Consider the following 15,818-nt stretch of genomic DNA (forward strand, 5'->3'; position numbering starts at 1 on the left):
CAGACCGTGAGAAGCGCCTGTCAGGAATAGGGCAGAACGCGTTCGGCTACGCAATAAATATCAGAGAGAGCGTTATGAAGCATCTATTACGACACTGGCGAACGTCGGGCGCCGTTATCGGCTCACTGCTGAAAAAAGGGAGCATTGCGGTGCTGGCGCTGCTGGTGGTGTTTCTCGCCGGACGGATCTATGAGTCGCAGCGCGGCCCGGCGCTGCATCGCTGGCATACCTGGCGCGGCAACGAGATGGCGGCCAAAGAGATCGACCAGGCGACCTTTGCCCAATATCTGGCGCGGGAGAAAACCATTTTCGCCGATCTTCAGCGCGAGGTGACGGATGCTTTACCGGAGGAAGATAAAACCCCCGTCAACCGCTTTTATCGCCACAGCCGCGTCTGGCCGGGACAGTTTACGCAGGACTGGAACCGTTCTTTTATACTGTTGCCGCAGGGCAAGCCGCGCGGCAGCGTGGTGCTGCTCCATGGCCTGACCGATTCGCCCTACAGCGTGCGCTATCTGGCGCAACTCTGGCGGCAGCGGGGCTATGTGGCGGTGGCGCCGCGTTTGCCGGGCCACGGCACCGCGCCGGGAGCGTTAACCGCCGTTGACTGGGAGACCTGGCTGGCGGCAACGCGTTTGGCAGTGCGGGAAGCGACGCGCCTGGCCGGGGCGGACGTGCCGCTGCATCTGGTCGGCTACTCTAACGGCGGCGCGCTGGCGCTCAAGTATGCCCTCGATAGCCTGGAGGACAGCCACTTGCGCCAGCCGCAGCAGATTATCCTGTTGTCGCCGATGATCGGCGTGACGGCGTTTGCCCGTTTCGCCGGTCTCGCCGGGCTGCCGTCCATCTTCCCGGCGTTTGCCCGCGCGGCCTGGCTGAACGTGGCGCCTGAGTTTAATCCGTTCAAGTACAACTCGTTTCCGGTAAAAGCGGCGAGACAGTCCTGGCTGTTGAGCCAGGCGCTGCAGCAGCAGATTATTCGCGCGTCCCGTCAGGGGGCGCTGAAAGCGCTGCCGCCGGTCCTCACCTTTCAGTCGATAATGGATTCCACCGTCAGCACCCGGGCGGTGGTGGAGTCCCTGTATCGCTACCTGCCGGACAACGGCAGCGAGCTGGTGGTGTTCGACATAAATCAGGCGGCGGATCTCCGGGTCCTGTTCCGTCCCGCGCTCTATGCGGCGGTGAATACGCTGTTGCCGCCGGCGCCGCGGGCCTATACCACGACGGTGGTGACCAACGCGACGGCGCACACCCTGCAGACCATCGCCCGTACCACGCTGGCGCAGGAACGGGAAGAGCATCGTTATCCTTTACACCTTGCCTGGCCGGCGGATATGTACTCCCTGTCGCATGTGGCAGTGCCGTTTCCCCTGAGCGACTCGCTGTATGGTCGCGAGCCGGACGAGAAGAACCGCTACGGCATTAGTCTGGGCACCATTTCACTGCGCGGAGAGACCGGGACGCTGAGCGTGGGGCTGGAGACGTTAATGCGCGTCACCTCCAATCCTTTCTTTCCGTGGATGCTGGCCCGCGTCGATGAGCATATCGCCTGCGGCGAGCAGGCGGCGGTGGTGGCCTGCCTGAAGGCGCAGGCCAGCGCGGAGGCGTTAAAAGAGGATCAGGTGCAGGACGGTGCGCAGCAGAATGCCGACGATCGCCGCGGGAGCCACGAAGCGAAACAGGCGGACAAACCGTGAGCTGATGCCGAGGAAAATACCGATTCCGGGCAGATCGAAGGTCTGGATCAGCAGGCCTGCTGAGGCGTTGACCTGGCTGACGGTGACTTTGCCCTGCTGGATCAGCTCGGAAATGACGCCAAAATAAGCAGTGCCCCCGGCGACGCACTTCACCAGCGCCGGCAGGACAAAGTTCTGCGGAATATGCAGCCAGCCGAGCACCGGTTTCAGCAGCTGCTGCAGCAGGTCGATGACGCCAGCGCCCTGCAGCAGTCCGACGATGGTTAACGACAGGATCAGCATCGGCACCGCGCCGAGCGCCAGGCGGATGGCGTCGGAGCCGGCGCTGTTGATCACCGCCAGAATGCCCTGACTGTTCTGCTCGGCGTTGGGCAGCGCTTCCGCGCGAGGGTTCTCGACGACCGATAGGCGCCGTCCGGTGACGTGCCAGGCGACCGCCGCCGCGCACAGGCCGCCGACCACTGAGATAACGATCGAGGCCAGCCAGTGCAGGCCGAAAGGGGTGAGGGGATAAAAGACGTTGCCTTGCCCCATGGCGAAGACCATGGCCAGGGTGGCGGCCATTTGCCGGTCAGAAACGCCGCGTTTGTCCATAATCGACAGCGTGGCCAGCGGGGCGGCGAAGCTGACAAAGTTAATCTGGATCAGGGCGAAGGCGCTCATCCCGGTTAAGCCGAAGGGCTTCAGCAATGGCGCAACCCAGCGCACAATCACATCGAGGATGCCGCGGACCTCCAGATATTTCATGATAATCAGCATGATCACCATGATCGGCAACAGCGTATACAGCGCGACGTCAACGGACGATTTGCCCGCCGCCATAATGATGCTTATGACATCCATTTACGTTCTTTACCACTCGCAAAGCCATTCGTTCGCGTCATCATAATCCCGTGGGGAAGGAAATGATATGTCAGGATCGCCCTGGGGACCGGCGCCGTGGGGCGCCGGGAGGAGAGGATTACTGGCCGATATTGACCAGCGTGCGGCCATGAATATTGTTGCTGAGGAAATCTGCGGCATACGCTGGCGCCTGCTCCAGCGTGATTTCCGTGGCTGCCTGTTGGTAGTAGCTTTCCGGCAGCAGCTGGGCCAGACGCTGCCACACCGCGTCGCGTTCTGCGGTGGGCACCATCACCGAATCCACCCCCTGCAGACGCACATTGCGCAGAATAAACGGCATCACGGTGGTTGGCAGATCGAAGCCCCCGGCCAGACCGCAGGCGGCGACGCAGCCGCGATAGTGCGTTTGCGCCAGCACTTTGGCCAGCATCGTGCCGCCAACGGTATCCACCGCGCCCGCCCACAGCTGTTTCTCCAGCGGGCGGGTCTCTGCAAAGTCGCTGCGCGGCAGGATGGCGTCGGCCCCGAGCTGGCGAAGGTAGTCGTGCGTCGACTCGCGGCCCGATACGGCCGTCACCCGGTAGCCGAGCGCTTTCAGCAGTACCACGGCGGTGCTGCCGACCCCGCCGCTGGCGCCGGTGACCAGGATATCACCGCTTTCCGGGGTGATGCCCGCGCTGACGAGGGCATCGACGCACAGCATCGCGGTGAAGCCGGCGGTGCCGATGATCATCGCCTGGCGCGCGCTGAGCGCCTCCGGCAGGGCAACCAGCCAGTCGCCTTTGACACAGGCCTCGGTGGCCAGACCGCCCCAGTGGTTTTCGCCCACGCCCCAGCCGGTGAGGATCACGGCCTGGCCGGGAACAAAGCGCGGATCGCGGCTTTCACTTACCCGGCCGGCAAAATCAATCCCCGGCACCATCGGGAACTGGCGGATGATTTTGCCTTTGCCGGTGATCGCCAGGGCATCTTTATAGTTGAGACTCGACCAGTCGATGGCGACCCGCACATCGCCTTCGGTAAGGGCGGGCAGGTCAATCGCTTTGACGGCGGCCACGGTGCGGTTGTCAATCTGGTCCAGAACTAATGCTTTCATGACTGAGTATTCCTCGTCTGAAGGGAGTTATCGGCGCTATCGCCGTCCTGTGCAGGTGTTATTGTCATCATAGTGTGCGCAAAGAAATCCCAGTACTGGTTAAGGGGAGCGGCGGACTGGACCAGCCTGGCGCGCATCACCGCGCCTTCCCAGCCGATCCAGAACACCTGGGCCAGCGCCTCCGGTGAGGTGTCGCTGGCGATCGTCCCGGCAGCCCGCGCCTCGTGCAGGCAGCGGGCCACGCGCGCCTCCCATGCCGCCAGGATGGTCTGCAACCGCTGGGGAAATGCCTCGGGCAACAGGGGAGCTTCCTGCAGCAGGTTGCCTACCAGGCAGCCGCGACGAAACTGGTATTTCTCCATTCCCTGACCGGCATCACGCACGAAGGCCGCCATCCGTTCCAGCGGCGGCACGGCGTCGTCCAGCAGGAATTTATCTAATTTATGCGCAAAATAGTCGCCATAGGCGGCAAGCACGGCGAGGCCAAAGGCCTCCTTGCTTTTGAAACAGTGGTAAAACGACCCCTTCGGCACGGCGATGTTCTTGATCACCGCATCAATACCCGCCGCGAGATAGCCCGTTTCGGTCAGCACCTCCAGGCCCGAGCGAATCAGCGCCTGTCGCGTGTCGACAAACTGGCGATCGGCCTTGGGCGGTCGGCCGCGGCGGGGCTTCTGGTTGGCGGAGGTAGCGGGATTCATCATTTAGACCGTATGGTTTAATTGTTTGTCAGGGTACCCCCAATCCCGGTGGGGGGCAAGCCATGTATGGCAGAGAAGGGCGGGATTTCGAGGCAGAAGGCGACGCGGATTATCATCAATTATTAATGCGTGGTTCTCCGCGCGGCTGCTGCAGAGAATATCAATCCGCTGAGGCTATTCCGCTGACCATATATCTCTCTGGTCGCCACGGAATGATAAGGATGAATGGTAGCGATTATATTGCCGGGCTGGCGATGATTGGCAGACTCTGGCGGATTGACAACTCCGGCATGATAAAACACATTGTCCCCCCTGAAGGGGCACCGGTTGCCGCCTCAGTTTAAATAATAACGCCGCAACACAGGAAAGCCTGTCCTTTATTATCGGCGTCTGGATAAATAACCCGCCGCCGAAACCACACCTGCGAAAAAGGAATAACAGCCTGATGTACAGAATGAATATTGCCGTCAAAGGAGGGGATGAATGTCGCTAATCGCTATTGTGCTGGTCTTTATGATGGCCATCGTGGTGACGGTGTTCATTTCCCATCTTCTGCCCGTTAAAGTGCCGCTGCCGCTGATCCAGATCGCCGCGGGCGCCGCGCTGGCCGCCGGAGGTTTTCAGGTCGATTTCGATCCGCACATCTTTTTGCTGTTGTTTATCCCGCCGCTGCTTTTCCTTGATGGCTGGCGGATCCCGAAAGACGCGTTTTTCCGCGATATGAAGCCGATTCTGTCGCTGGCGATAGGCCTGGTGATGGTCACTATCCTCGGCATTGGCTTGTTTATTCACTGGCTTATTCCGGCGATCACCGTGGCGGCGGGGTTTGCCCTGGCGGCGATTCTGTCACCCACCGATCCGGTGGCGGTATCGGCAATGACCGCCAGCTCGCCGCTGCCTTCCCGGATGGCGCATATCCTCGAAGGGGAATCGCTGTTAAACGATGCTTCGGGCCTCGTCGCTTTTAATTTCGCCATCGCCGCGGTGCTGACCGGCAGCTTCTCCCCGGGAGAGGCGGTGATGAAGTTTTTCCTGATGGCGTTCGGGGGCATCCTCAGTGGGCTCGTGGTGGTGTGGGTCACCGGCAAATGTAATAACTTTCTGGTGCGGCGCACCCGCGAGGAGCCGGCCATCCAGATCCTGATCAGCCTGCTTATCCCCTTCGCCGCCTACCTGCTGGCCGAGGCGTTCCATGTCTCCGGCATTCTTGCCGCCGTCGCCGCCGGCATTGCGATGCACTATGAACAGCTGTCGGGGCCCCGGCTACCCGCGACGCGCATGAAAAGCAGCGCGGTGTGGTCCATGCTGCAGACTACCCTCAACGGGATGATCTTCCTGATGCTGGGCGAGCAGTTGCCCCGCATGCTCAGGACGTTGCCGGCGGTAGCCAGCCAGGCCGGCGTCCCTTCGCCCTGGTATCTGCTGCTGTACGCCGTGGCCATCACCCTCGCGCTCGGTCTGATGCGTTTCGCCTGGGTATGGCTGTCGATGACGCTGACCATTTTTCGCCGCAAACGCCGGGGCAAAGCCATCACCGTCCGTCCGCGATTCAGCATCCTCGCCGTCATGGCGCTGGCGGGGGTCAAAGGCTCCGTGACGCTCGCCGGTATTCTGACGCTGCCGGCGGTGCTGGCGGATGGTTCACCCTTCCCGGGCCGCGAACTGCTGATCTTTCTCTCAATGGCGGTGATCCTGATGTCGCTGGTGGTGGCGGCTATCGGCCTGCCGTTCATGACCCGCTATCTTGCCGATGATTTACCCCATGACACCGGCAAAGACGATATTGGCGCCGTCATGACCGAAGTGGCTATCAACCGGCTGAATGCGCTACTCGACGAGCCGGTGGAGGAGCCGACTGAGCAGGCCCTGCGGGCTGATGCCGGCAATATGCTGCTGGAAACCTACCAGCGGCGGCTGCACTATAACGACAATGACGAAGGGCAGGACGTCGGGCTGGAGCTGGCTAAGCGCGCCAGGCTGGAGAAATATATGCAAAGAGAGGTCATTATCGCCCAGCGTCAGGAGCTGTTCCGGCTGCGTCGCGCCCACAACATTAGCGATATCACCTTTTATGAGGTGCTGCGAGAGATAGACCTGAAGGAAGAGAGCTTGCGCTAGGGGCGCCATCGCCGGAGGGGGGATCCTTCGCCTTCCGGCAGCGCGGCTGGCGCGGAAAAGCAAAAAGCCTGCTCGAAAGCAGGCTTTTTAAATTTGGCTCCTCTGACTGGACTCGAACCAGTGACATACGGATTAACAGTCCGCCGTTCTACCGACTGAACTACAGAGGAATCGTGTGAACGGGGCGCATATTAACGATGCCACCCGGCCTTGTCAAAGCCTGATTCAAAGAATTGCGTTCGACTGCTGACAATTTCAGCAACCCCCGCGCATGCGCTGTTTTTTTCACCAGATTGCACCGTTGTAGTGCGAATGTACCCCTAATGGGGCATACCACAATCTGCTTACCGGGCAAATAAAAACCGGATTGCTATCACTATCCCTTATAACACCGCCTGTGGCGGGCAACGGCAGCGGAAATGAAAAGCTGGCAAGCAAATTGCAAAACCAGTTTCATCATACTTCCAGCGTTGACGCTGGCGTTCCTTACAGGAGGCAAAATGAACTTAAGACGACTGAAATATTTTGTGAAAATCGTCGATATCGGCAGTCTGACCCAGGCCGCTGAAGTCTTGCACATCGCCCAACCGGCCCTGAGCCAGCAGGTCGCGACCCTGGAAGGTGAAATGGACCAGCAGCTGCTGATACGCACCAAGCGAGGGGTCACGCCAACGGAAGCCGGTAAAATCCTTTATACCCATGCGCGGACCATTCTGCGCCAGTGTGAGCAGGCGCAGCTGGCGGTCAATAACGTCGGCCAGACGCTGCGTGGCCAGGTCTCGATCGGCCTGGCGCCGGGCACAGCGGCCTCCGCCATTACCATGCCGTTGCTGCAGACGGTGCGTAATGAGCTGCCCGAGGTGATGGTCTATCTGCAGGAAAGCAGCGGCACTGCGCTGAATGACAAGCTGCTGGCGGGCCAGCTGGATATGGCGGTGCTGTATGAGCGTTCGCCGGTGGCCGGCATCGTCAGCCAGCCGCTGCTGAAAGAAGACCTCTACCTGGTCGGCACCCGCGACTGCCCGGGGCAGAGCGTGGACCTTACGGCGGTGGCGGAGATGAACCTGTTCCTGCCGCGAGATTACAGCGCGGTACGGGCGCGGGTCACCGAGGCGTTCACCCTGCGTCGTCTGTCGGCGAAAATTATCGGCGAGATCGAATCCATTACCACCCTGACCGCGGCCATCGCCAGCGGCATGGGGGCGACGGTCCTGCCGGAATCCGCTGCCCGCTCCCTGTGCGGCGCGGCGAACGGCTGGATGGCGCGGATTAGCACGCCGTCAATGAGCCTGTCGCTGTCGCTGAACATGTCGGCGCGCGGCGGTTTGTCGCCGCAGGCGCAGGCGGTGAAGGAGATCTTGCTGTCTCTGGTGAGCCGTCCGTCGCTGGAGAACCGCGAACTGCAGCTGGTTAGTTAGGCTATATTCTCTTAAGGAATAAGTTGCTGGTTTTTATTATTTGTTACCCGGGACAACAGACTTTAACAATAGCAGATACGTTAAGTCCATTGGCCCGGAGGAAAGGGTGAACTTCCAGCAACTGAAAATTATCCGTGAGGCGGCCCGTCAGGATTACAACCTGACGGAAGTCGCGAATATGCTCTATACCTCGCAGTCAGGCGTCAGCCGCCATATCCGGGAACTGGAAGAGGAGCTGGGGATTGAGATCTTTATCCGTCGCGGCAAACGCCTGTTAGGCATGACCGAGCCGGGTAAAGCGCTGTTATCCATTGCTGAGCGGATCCTCAATGAAGCCAGCAACGTCCGGCGGCTGGCGGATCTCTTCACTAACGATGCCTCCGGCGTCTTAACCATCGCCACCACCCATACCCAGGCGCGCTACAGCCTGCCCCCGGTGATTAAAGCTTTCCGCGAGCTGTTCTCCGACGTTCGCGTCGAGCTGGTGCAGGGCACCCCGCAGGAAATCGAAGCGCTGCTGCATAACGGCGGAGCGGATATCGGCATCGCCAGCGAGCGTCTGAGCAACGACCCGACGCTGGCGGCTTTCCCCTGGTTCCGCTGGCATCACAGCCTGCTGGTACCCAAAGACCATCCCCTGACCCAGGTGTCTCCTCTGACGCTGGAGGCGATTGCCCGCTGGCCGTTAATCACCTATCGCCAGGGGATCACCGGCCGTTCGCGGATCGATGAGGCCTTCAACCGCAAAGGGTTGATGCCGGATATTGTGCTGAGCGCCCAGGATTCCGATGTGATCAAGACCTACGTCGAGCTGGGGCTGGGCGTCGGGCTGGTTGCCGAGCAGTCCGGGGATGCCCGCGAAGCGGATACCTTTACGCGGCTCGATACCCGCCATCTGTTTGATGCCAATACCGTATGGCTGGGACTGAAACGGGGTCAGCTGCAGCGTAATTACGTCTGGCGCTTTATCGAATTGTGCAATGCCGGACTGTCGCTGGATGAGATCAAGCGCCAGGCGATGGAGCCGGAAGAGGCCGCTATCGACTATCAGATTTAAGGAAATGCTGGCCAGCGGATCGGGGAGAGGAAATGCCGCTATAATTCACACACGAGAGTCGCGACTGAGGAAGGGAAAATGACGATGCGGCGTGTGACATTACTCTGTTCGGCGCTGATGCTGTTCGCCAGCCACAGCGCGCTGGCCGTCAGCTATCCGCTGCCGCCGGAGGGGAGCCGTCTGGTGGGCAGCGCTTTTACCATTGCCGTGCCGGAGAACAACACTCAACCACTGGAAAGCTTTGCCGCCCAGTACGGCCAGGGGTTGAGCAATATGCTGGAGGCGAACCCCGGCGTCGATGTTTATTTGCCGCACTCCGGTTCGACGCTGACCATTCCGCAGCAGCTGATCCTGCCTGACACCGTGCGTGAGGGGATCGTTATCAACGTCGCCGAGATGCGCCTCTATTATTACCCGCCGCTGGGCAATAGCGTGGAAGTCCTGCCAATCGGCATTGGCCAGGCGGGACGCGAAACGCCGCGTAACTGGGTGACGGTGGTAGAGCGCAAGCAGGAAGGGCCCACCTGGGTACCGACCGCCAATACCCGCCGTGAATATGCGAAAGAGGGCAAAACCCTGCCGGCGATGGTGCCGCCCGGCCCCGATAATCCGATGGGGCTGTATGCGATCTATATCGGCAGGCTGTACGCCATCCACGGCACCAATGCCAACTTTGGCATCGGGCTGCGCGTCAGCCAGGGATGCATCCGCCTGCGTAATGACGACATTAAATTCCTGTTTGATAACGTACCGGTGGGGACGCGCGTCCAGCTGATCGATCAGCCGGTGAAGTACACCGTGGAACCGGATGGCAGCCACTGGCTGGAGGTGCACGAGCCGCTGTCGCGCAACCGGGCGGAATTTGAATCCGACAGAAAAGTCCCCTTGCCGATGACCTCGGCGCTGCGCGAATTTACTCAGGGGCCGGGAGTGAGTCCTTCGCAGGCCGAGCAAACCCTGCAGCGCCGCTCCGGCATGCCGGTGAATATCAGCGCCACAGCGGCGCAGGGGAGTTTGTAGCGGGTCGTTTAGTCTGATTAACGGCTATTGTCAGAAGGCTCTTTTGCTGTCGATGCATTCAACGTTGTTGGGGATAAGGATCGGGAAACCGATCCTTAACTTATCAACAGTGGCGGTGATGGCGTGTTAATGAGGGCGCCAGGAGAGGCTCAGGCGGAGATGATAAAGTCTGCAAATATATCTATGGACTTAATATTGTTACTGAGGATCTTTTTTTTGGCTGCCATTGTCCATGAAAGCGAATATCCCCGTTATGATAGCCAATATCCAGAATATAATACTGATGAGTGCTGCAGAATCCATATTGTCAAAACACTCCTGACCACACCCACTACCGCTGACCCCCATCCCGACGATCATGAAGCTCATCATGCCGCTCAGCAATGCCAGAATCACGAAAACTACGGTGATGATAATTTTTATACCTTTTGTCATAAATTAATATCCTTATTTTATTAAATGCAATTTTCTATAATTATAATGAATGATGCGGGAATGACGCTATTAAATATAAAGTGTACCTCATCGGTAATCCCATGAATACTGTAGTTAGGTAAACAGGCTAGTGTTAGGGAAATATTTCCAGCAAGTTCGGAATAGGACTGCAATCCCGCATTATAGTTCTCGGATTCGTTATAAATATTTAAATTGGGAAAACGATTTCTATTATTCACTTTCGTTCAAAACAACGGGAATGACCCCCATCGTCGTTGATAAGCGAATCAGGGGGCTGGGATGTCGTTATTTATTGTTGGCAATCGGGACATGCTGCTGCATCACTTCAACGATCCAGTCAATAAAAACGCGCAGCTTGGCGTTGACATGGCGGTTCGGTGGAAACGCCAGGTACAGAGGCATTGGGCTAATCCGCCATTGTGTAAATAACGGAATCAAAGCGCCAACGGCCTGATGCGCTGCCGCCATATAGTTGGGCAGCGCAATCACGCCTAAGCCAGCTAACCCAGCTTCGAGGTAAGCATTGCCATCATCCACGGCAAGGACGTAGTTGCCCGTGATTTCAATACGTTCATTCTCACTGCGCAGTACCAAAGGATCAATCTTACTGGTGCGTGAGGACAAGAATCCCACTATGCAATGGTCAGTATTTTGCAGCTCTCGCGGGTGTGCGGGAGCGCCAAGGCGTTCCACATAACGGGGGGCGACGTAGACGCCGATTGGCAAATCGCCGACATGGCGTGCGATTAGGGACTGGTCGGTGATTTCGCCACCGCGCAGGACGCAATCCACGTTGTCGCCGATCAGATCTACCTTCCGGTCGCTCACGCCCATGTCGAACTGGATATCAGGGTAGCGGGCGTGGAAAGCCGGTAGCGCCGGCACCAGGATGAGGCGGGCGAGCGGACTGGGCACATCCACCCGTAGCCGTCCCCTGGGCGTCATCGCCGCACTGGACAGGCTGTTTTCAGCATCCTCCATGTCCGCCAGCAGGCGGATGACGCGCTCGTAGTAGACCGCGCCATCGGGAGTCACTCCAAGCTTGCGGGTGGTGCGATGGAGCAATTTGACGCGCAGTCGCGCTTCCAGTTGCTGAATGAGTTGCGTCACCGTGGTTTTGCTCATATGAAGCGTTTGGGCAGCCTTCGTGAAGCTCCCTGCCTCCACCACCCGAGCAAAGGCGCGCATCGCATCGAAACGATCCATTTCTTATCCTGTCTTTCATCGATTGCTTGGATATTACAAACAATGAGGGACAAAGTCGCTTGTTTATCCGCCCGATCTGGCCGTTGTACAGTGTCTTTACATTCACCGGGCTGATTTCGCCCCAGTATAAAGGTACAAACATGACAGCACGCGAAGCCGTTTTTCCCCACGGTCGGCAGGCGCTCTATGAGCGCAATCGTTATTCACCGGCCATCAAATCCAATGGTTTCTTGTTTGTTTCGGGGCAGGTGGGTAGCCACGAGGATGGTTCGCCTGAGCATGATCTGGAAGCACAGGTCAGGCTGGCGTTCAAAAATCTTAATGCTGTGCTCGCAGCGGCGGGCTGCACGTTTAGGGACGTGGTTGACGTTACCCTCTTTGTCGTCGATCCTGAGTCAAATCTCGACGCTATCTGGAGTATCCTGCCAGAATATTGGGGAGAAGCGCCTTACCCTACGCTGACCGGGATCGGCGTGACGTGGCTTTATGGATTTAAGTTCGAGATTAAGGTTATTGCCAGGCTACCCTAAGCGTTACGGGTCTTTCCGCCAGTTGGGCAGTCCGCGCTGTCTGCAGCGGTAACTGCCGAATCGGGATCGTCTGCTACCCAGCAGTAGACCCAGTGGTTACCGTCGGATCGAAAGTCTGTAGCCATAAGGTTGGGAGCAGCGGCGCTGCTTTTCACCTGCGGGGATCGCATACGGAACGTTGGACGGTACCAACGGTACGATGCTGCTTATACCCGCTGGCGTGGGGCTCACGGAAAGCAAAAAGCCCGCTCAGGTTTCCCTGAGCGGGCTTTTTAAATTTGGCTCCTCTGACTGGACTCGAACCAGTGACATACGGATTAACAGTCCGCCGTTCTACCGACTGAACTACAGAGGAATCGTGTGAACGAGGCGCATACTACTGGCCCGGCATTTTTGTGTCAACACTAAAATTAACCTGCTGATTCAAATGGCTAAATTTAGCTCAACACGTTGTTTTAGTGAACAATGCGCCGCTCGTCTTCGTCCTGCAGGCCATTTTCACGTCTGCGCGCCAGCGGATCCTGGCGGTAAAAATGGCAAAAACGTTGCCACAGGGCCGGGAAGCGGGGCGCGAACAGTTCAGGCGCGCTGAAAAAATATTCCGAAAGGACGGCGAAGCACTCCGCAGGATCGGTGGCGGCATAGGCGTCAATGCTGGCGGCGCTTTCCCCTACCAGATCTATCTCATCCTGAATGTTGTTCATCGCCGCGTGGAGATCGTGCTCCCAGCCGGCGACTTCGCGCAGTGGGATCAGCGGCACCCCGCTGGCCCGATCGCCATTCCGCGCATCAAGCTTATGCGCCACCTCATGCACCACAAGGTTAAAGCCTGACGCATCAAAGGAGTCCTGAATATCCAGCCAGTTCAGCACTACAGGACCCTGCTGCCAGCTTTGCCCCGACTGCACTACCCGCTGGTTGTGGACCAGACCAATATCATCCTCCCATTCATCATCCACGACAAAGGGGGCAGGGTAGATCAGCACTTCGTGAAAACCGTCCAGCCACTCAATCCCCAGCTCAAGTACCGGCAGGCAGAAGAGCATAGCTATCCGCGCCTGGTGCAACGGAGTCAGTTCCAGCCCCTGAAGCGCCACCAGACGTTTTTGCTGTAAGAAACGGGCAGCCATCTGCGTCAGCTTGTGCTGCTCAGCGGGCGAAAGGTGGGCTAAAACCGGAATGGCAAGCGCTTGCTCCCAGGGCATCTCTGCGTTGCCGGACTCATCATCTGCTTTCCAGGGCCATTTAAACATCATATTGCTCGCAAAGTCGTCACTTGAACACGATTACCGAAACGGGAGCTATTAAAATGCCAAAGATCCTGGCATTATAGCAACCACAACAGCGGAGAGATGCCGGAGCGGCTGAACGGACCGGTCTCGAAAACCGGAGTAGGGGCAACTCTACCGGGGGTTCAAATCCCCCTCTCTCCGCCAACTATTCTTTCTCTGACCATTCCCCTTCAATAACACCGTTAGCTTCAGGTATAACGCCTGCGCTGGGGTATCGCCATCATCATCGTCCTGGTTTCAGCGTAAAGACGCGGTAGTGCGCCTTGTCCTTTTGTGGTTTTACCGCCGCAATTTGCCCGAACGAGCTTAAACGCATCATAAAGAGGGAAGGTACGCCTGGAAAGCGGCAATGTTGAAAAGAGTGATCTCAACGGAGCGGGAACAAGAAAAAGCCCGCTGAGCGCGGGCTTTGATGGGGATCAGAACTGGTAAACGAGACCGAGGGCCACGATATCATCGGTCGAGATACCGTTGTTGCGGTAGAAGCGGTCGTCTTCATCCAGCAGGTTGATTTTGTAATCCACATAGGTGGACATATTCTTATTGAAGTAGTAGGTCATGCCGATGTCGACATACTTGACCAGATCCTTGTCGCTATAGCGAGAGTAGTTGTAAAGATCTTTCCCCTTCGATTGCAGATAGGCCACGGATGGACGCAGCGGTAAATTATACTCATCGAACTGGTACTGGGCGACGACTTCAAAGTTCTGCGTCTTGTTGGCAATAGCGCCGTTGCCGTAGAAGGTCATGTTGCGGGTTTCCGCATACATGGCGGCCAGATAGATGTTGTTGGCGTCATATTTTGCGCCGACGGTCCAGGCCTCGGCTTTATCACCGTTAGCGTAAATATGGCTGCTGCGTGCTGCCGCCAGCTGGTTATGGGTACGGTCGGAAGCCGAGTAGGCGGCCCCGAAGCTGATGCCCATATCGAGATCGTAGTAGCTGGAGATACCAAACCCGTCGCCATTTTCCCGCGCCAGTTTACGAGCGCCGCCGTTGTTTGTGCCTTCGCCAGAACCGGCGTTTTCATTATTCCCCTGATATTGCAGGGCGAAATGCAGGCCGTCGACGAGGCCGAAGAAATCGCTGTTACGGTAGGTGGCCACCCCGTTGGTGCGGCCGGTCATGTAAACGTCGGTCTGAGTGTAGGTATCGCCGCCGAATTCCGGCAGCATATCAGTCCAGGATTCGATGTCGTACACCACGCCGTAGTTACGGCCATAGTCCAGTGAGCCATAGTCAGCAAACTTCAGACCGGCGAAGGCCAGACGAGTCCATGAATTCGCGCCTTCTCCTTCGCTGGTGTTCGCTTTGACATTGTATTCCCACTGACCGTAGCCGGTTAACTCAGAAGCGATCTGCGTTTCGCCTTTGATGCCTAAGCGAGCATAGGTCTGGTCGCCGTCCTCGCTGGTGTCGTCAGAGAAGTAACGCAGGCCGGCGACTTTTCCATAAAGGTCCAGTTTGTTGGCGTTGTTGTTATAAATTTCTGCAGCATTAACGGCATTGACCATGAGTAATGCCGGTACCATGAGTGCCAGTACTTTTCTTTTCATTATATATTCCCTTTTAATAATAATTTCTGTGAATTATGACAATCCCTCCGGAATGCCTGTCAGATACTAACGACTAAGTTCATTTTTATTTAAAATAAAATATGTAAATAAATAATGTAAGATATTACAAAATATTTCTATGTGGTTCATTATATTAAATTTAAATGAATCTGTTTTAATGATTATTTTGTTGTATAGCAATAGGTTATGTTGCTGTGTTGCGATCGTGGTTAACTGAATGAAATTATTTGTATTAATTTACAGTGAGCTGGTTATTCAGCCTTTAAATATAATTTATTAGTCAATGCCGCCGGCGGATTGATAATTACACTACGCGGCATGGCTGGGTGTCGTTAATGTTTAAGCCCGTGGGTAAAGAATAAAAAAAACCACCCCTGCGTATTTCCATTGGCAGAATAAGTGATAAGTGGGTGCAGAAGACAAGGATGAAACTGCTGCCTGTGGCGCAGCATGGCGGTATAATGTGATGAGCGTCACGTTTTTGAGTGGCGGTAGTATGATTTGTCACGGAGAGGAATGAGATGGAAGAGCAGGCAAAACGCAGCCCGGGCGGCAAACTCGCGCTATGGGCGTTGTATGCCTTTTGCGGATATTGTGTCTGGGTCATTGTGCGTTACTGGTGGGTGGTGGGAAAAATTCACAGCGTCCCCGGCGCCAGCGCGGAGGGCGACTTTGGCACCATGGCAGGGAAATGGCTTGGCGCCCTGTTGGGAATGCTGGTGCTCGCCGGCATTGGCACGATCCTCGGCGCTGTCGTCTGGTATACACGGCCCTCCGGAAGCGGGCGGGATCATCGGTCGTAAAGTT

The 15,818-nt window shown here is 57.3% G+C and carries 14 protein-coding genes, 3 tRNA genes and 1 pseudogene; 9 read left to right on the top strand and 9 right to left on the bottom strand.

Features of this window, described 5'->3' with window-relative positions:
* Positions 1-74 precede the first annotated feature (74 nt).
* Positions 75-1,697: an alpha/beta hydrolase gene (locus tag ABLV52_RS06985; protein ID WP_186983070.1), complete on the top strand. Its 1,623-nt coding sequence runs from the start codon at positions 75-77 to the stop codon at positions 1,695-1,697.
* On the opposite strand, the gene ABLV52_RS06990 is transcribed toward ABLV52_RS06985, so the two are convergent.
* The 3 genes and pseudogenes from ABLV52_RS06990 to ABLV52_RS07000 all read right to left on the bottom strand — a co-directional run bounded on the left by ABLV52_RS06990 (position 1,608) and on the right by ABLV52_RS07000 (position 4,337).
* Positions 1,608-2,540 (bottom strand): nucleoside recognition domain-containing protein, encoded by a 933-nt coding sequence (locus ABLV52_RS06990; RefSeq protein ID WP_348890210.1) that lies wholly within the window; start codon positions 2,538-2,540, stop codon positions 1,608-1,610. The two genes, ABLV52_RS06985 and ABLV52_RS06990, sit on opposite strands and share 90 nt — an antisense overlap.
* A 118-nt stretch (positions 2,541-2,658) precedes the next feature.
* Positions 2,659-3,573 carry an MDR family oxidoreductase gene (locus ABLV52_RS06995; RefSeq protein WP_224222706.1) on the bottom strand — a complete coding sequence of 305 codons (915 nt, stop codon included), beginning with the start codon at positions 3,571-3,573 and terminating at the stop codon, positions 2,659-2,661.
* Positions 3,512-4,337: pseudogene (locus ABLV52_RS07000) on the bottom strand (TetR/AcrR family transcriptional regulator). Before ABLV52_RS07000 ends, ABLV52_RS06995 begins: the two are co-directional and overlap by 62 nt.
* Positions 4,338-4,399: 62 nt before the next feature.
* Between ABLV52_RS07000 and ABLV52_RS07005 the strand changes: the two are divergent.
* Positions 4,400-4,681, top strand: a complete 282-nt coding sequence (locus tag ABLV52_RS07005; RefSeq protein WP_186983072.1) for a hypothetical protein — start codon at positions 4,400-4,402, stop codon at positions 4,679-4,681.
* A 139-nt stretch (positions 4,682-4,820) separates the two neighbouring features.
* A complete protein-coding gene (locus ABLV52_RS07010; protein ID WP_102006922.1) occupies positions 4,821-6,455 on the top strand; it encodes a Na+/H+ antiporter in 1,635 nt (544 codons plus the stop codon).
* 94 nt (positions 6,456-6,549) lie between these two features.
* On the opposite strand, the gene ABLV52_RS07015 is transcribed toward ABLV52_RS07010, so the two are convergent.
* Positions 6,550-6,625, bottom strand: a tRNA-Asn gene (locus tag ABLV52_RS07015).
* A 330-nt stretch (positions 6,626-6,955) separates the two neighbouring features.
* On the opposite strand from ABLV52_RS07015, the gene nac reads away from it, so the two are divergent.
* The 3 genes from nac to ldtA all read left to right on the top strand — a co-directional run bounded on the left by nac (position 6,956) and on the right by ldtA (position 9,950).
* Entirely contained in the window at positions 6,956-7,873 is a 918-nt protein-coding gene (gene nac, locus ABLV52_RS07020) for a nitrogen assimilation transcriptional regulator NAC (RefSeq protein ID WP_004203498.1), read from the top strand.
* Positions 7,874-7,979: 106 nt separating this feature from the next.
* Positions 7,980-8,930: an HTH-type transcriptional regulator Cbl gene (gene cbl / locus ABLV52_RS07025; protein WP_004180456.1), complete on the top strand. Its 951-nt coding sequence runs from the start codon at positions 7,980-7,982 to the stop codon at positions 8,928-8,930.
* Between the two features lie 78 nt (positions 8,931-9,008).
* Positions 9,009-9,950: a L,D-transpeptidase gene (gene ldtA, locus ABLV52_RS07030; RefSeq protein ID WP_348890211.1), complete on the top strand. Its 942-nt coding sequence runs from the start codon at positions 9,009-9,011 to the stop codon at positions 9,948-9,950.
* A 198-nt stretch (positions 9,951-10,148) separates the two neighbouring features.
* Here ldtA and ABLV52_RS07035 read toward each other — a convergent pair whose 3' ends face one another.
* Together ABLV52_RS07035 and ABLV52_RS07040 are read right to left on the bottom strand one after the other, a co-directional pair.
* Complete coding sequence (locus tag ABLV52_RS07035; RefSeq protein ID WP_048297836.1) at positions 10,149-10,385, bottom strand: hypothetical protein; 237 nt, start codon at positions 10,383-10,385, stop codon at positions 10,149-10,151.
* Between the two features lie 306 nt (positions 10,386-10,691).
* Positions 10,692-11,612 carry a LysR family transcriptional regulator gene (locus ABLV52_RS07040; RefSeq protein WP_032453414.1) on the bottom strand — a complete coding sequence of 307 codons (921 nt, stop codon included), beginning with the start codon at positions 11,610-11,612 and terminating at the stop codon, positions 10,692-10,694.
* 140 nt (positions 11,613-11,752) lie between these two features.
* Here ABLV52_RS07040 and ABLV52_RS07045 point away from each other — a divergent pair, with 140 nt between their 5' ends.
* Positions 11,753-12,142, top strand: a complete 390-nt coding sequence (locus ABLV52_RS07045; RefSeq protein WP_180265105.1) for a RidA family protein — start codon at positions 11,753-11,755, stop codon at positions 12,140-12,142.
* Positions 12,143-12,421: 279 nt separating this feature from the next.
* Here ABLV52_RS07045 and ABLV52_RS07050 read toward each other — a convergent pair.
* Positions 12,422-12,497: transfer RNA gene (locus tag ABLV52_RS07050), tRNA-Asn, on the bottom strand.
* A gap of 100 nt (positions 12,498-12,597) precedes the next feature.
* Entirely contained in the window at positions 12,598-13,398 is an 801-nt protein-coding gene (gene mtfA, locus ABLV52_RS07055) for a DgsA anti-repressor MtfA (RefSeq protein ID WP_072096628.1), read from the bottom strand.
* A gap of 90 nt (positions 13,399-13,488) precedes the next feature.
* Here mtfA and ABLV52_RS07060 point away from each other — a divergent pair.
* Positions 13,489-13,578: transfer RNA gene (locus ABLV52_RS07060), tRNA-Ser, on the top strand.
* A 275-nt stretch (positions 13,579-13,853) separates the two neighbouring features.
* Here ABLV52_RS07060 and ompC read toward each other — a convergent pair.
* A complete protein-coding gene (gene ompC / locus ABLV52_RS07065) occupies positions 13,854-14,990 on the bottom strand; it encodes a porin OmpC (protein ID WP_023290294.1) in 1,137 nt (378 codons plus the stop codon).
* 542 nt (positions 14,991-15,532) lie between these two features.
* Between ompC and drpB the strand changes: the two genes are divergently transcribed.
* Positions 15,533-15,814: a cell division protein DrpB gene (gene drpB / locus ABLV52_RS07070; RefSeq protein ID WP_348890212.1), complete on the top strand. Its 282-nt coding sequence runs from the start codon at positions 15,533-15,535 to the stop codon at positions 15,812-15,814.
* Positions 15,815-15,818: the final 4 nt, after the last annotated feature.

The sequence above is a fragment of the Klebsiella sp. GB_Kp056 genome, assembly GCF_040064755.1.
GTDB lineage: Bacteria > Pseudomonadota > Gammaproteobacteria > Enterobacterales > Enterobacteriaceae > Klebsiella > Klebsiella quasipneumoniae.